Source organism: Streptomyces sp. SID14478 (assembly GCF_010548525.1).
Taxonomy (GTDB): Bacteria; Actinomycetota; Actinomycetes; order Streptomycetales; family Streptomycetaceae; genus Streptomyces.
Window position 1 is genome coordinate 1 of sequence record NZ_JAAGMG010000651.1, and the last position, 1623, is coordinate 1623.

1 protein-coding gene and 1 pseudogene are annotated in these 1623 nt (G+C 76.3%); both read left to right on the forward strand.

The window, feature by feature from the left end:
- A partial coding sequence (locus G3I40_RS21695) for a tetratricopeptide repeat protein (RefSeq protein WP_275410209.1) occupies positions 1 to 1052 on the forward strand: 1052 nt, incomplete at its 5' end.
- Positions 1049 to 1623: pseudogene (locus G3I40_RS21700) on the forward strand (hypothetical protein); the annotation flags it as partial. The gene G3I40_RS21695 and the pseudogene G3I40_RS21700, both read left to right, overlap by 4 nt.

Sequence of the window (1623 nt, forward strand, 5' to 3'; positions counted from 1 at the left end):
CGGTCCCCCGGCCCGACCCGCACGACGCCCACCACGCCGAACTGAGCCGCCTCGCCGACGCCGATCCGGCCGCGCTGCTGCAGAACACCGCCGACTGGCGCGCCTCCCCCGAAGTGCACCTGCTGCGCTGCCGGCTGCGGCTGCGGGTCGCGCTGCGCACCGACCTGGACGACGCGGGCCTGAAGCTCGCCGAGCAGGAGCTGGGCGCCGCCGCCGACGCGATCGGCCGCGACCGGGCCCGCTACGACTGGCGCATCGACTGGCACCAGGGCCTCGTCTCGCTCGCCCGCGACGACGTCGGCTCCGCCCGCGACCACTTCGACCAGGTCTACGGCGCCATCCCCGGCGAGTACGCGCCCAAGCTCGCCCTCGGCCATTGCGCCGAGCGGCTCGGCCGCCACCATGAGGCGCTCACCCTCTACGAGGCCGTTCGGCTGCGCAATCCCTCGCTCGGCAGCGCCGCGTTCGGCGCCGCACGGACCCTGCTCGCGCTCGGCGGCCCGCGGGCGTGCAGCGCCGCCATCGAGGCCCTCGACGCGGTGCCGCAGCACTCCCGGCACCGCACGGCGGCCCGCACCGCGACGGTCCGGATCGCCGTCGAGTACGCCGCCTGCACCGACACCCTGGGCACCGCCCTGGTCCGCCTCGCCCGCCTCTTCAACGAGCACGGCCTCACCGACGAACAGGCCCGCGTCCGCATGAAGGCCGAGGTGTGGGAGGCGGCCCAGCGGCTCATGGCGGGCGGCATCCTCGGCCCGGCCGACCTCCAGCACCTGGCCCGGGACGCCGCAGCCCGCGACGACGAGGCCCGCGACGCTGCCGCCCGCCTCGCCTTCCCTTTCCAGGAACGGGAGTTGGGCAAGGACCTGTCCGGCTTCTACCTCCTCCTCGCCCGCCAGGCAGCCCGCTCGGCCGACCTCCCGCACGCCGACGAGATCGCCGAACGACTCCTGGACCGCGCCTACTTGGTACGCCCCCTGGCCCTGCGCCACCTGCGGGAGCGGCGCCCGCTGTCCGCCCTGTTCCGGCCGCTGCTGCGGCGGTACGGATGAGGCGGCCGCCCGCACCCCCCTGGGTGCCCGCCCTGCGCCGCCTGCTGTGGCCGCCGACCGGACGCACCCGCAACCGCACCTACCTGCGCGACCGGCTGATCGCCCTCCCGCTGCTCGCGGTCATCGGCTTCGCCACGCTCGGCTGGGCCTACGCCGACGTACGCGACGACTCCGCCTACGTCCGCACCCAACTCGCTCCGGCCCTCGGCGACTTGGCGGACGCGCGCATCTCCCTGCGGATCGCCCAGCGGGAGGCCGAGGTCAGTCTCGACGCGGGCACCGCCGTGGAACTCTCCGGCCTCGGCCCGCGCTACGCCGCCCGCACCGGCGCCGCCGCCCAGGACCTCGCCCGCCTCTCCCGCGGCGGCGCCTTCGGCGAGGCCCAGCGCCAGGAGCTCGACGTCGTCTCGGGCCTCATCGACGGCTACGAGGAGTGGATCACCTGGGCGCGGACCAACGTCGGCGACCCGGCGCTGCGCAAGGCCGGACTGTCGTACGCGCAGGGCATGCTGTGCGCGCAGACCACCGCCGAGCCGGCCGGCCACCGGGCCGACCCCTACCCGCCGTGCGG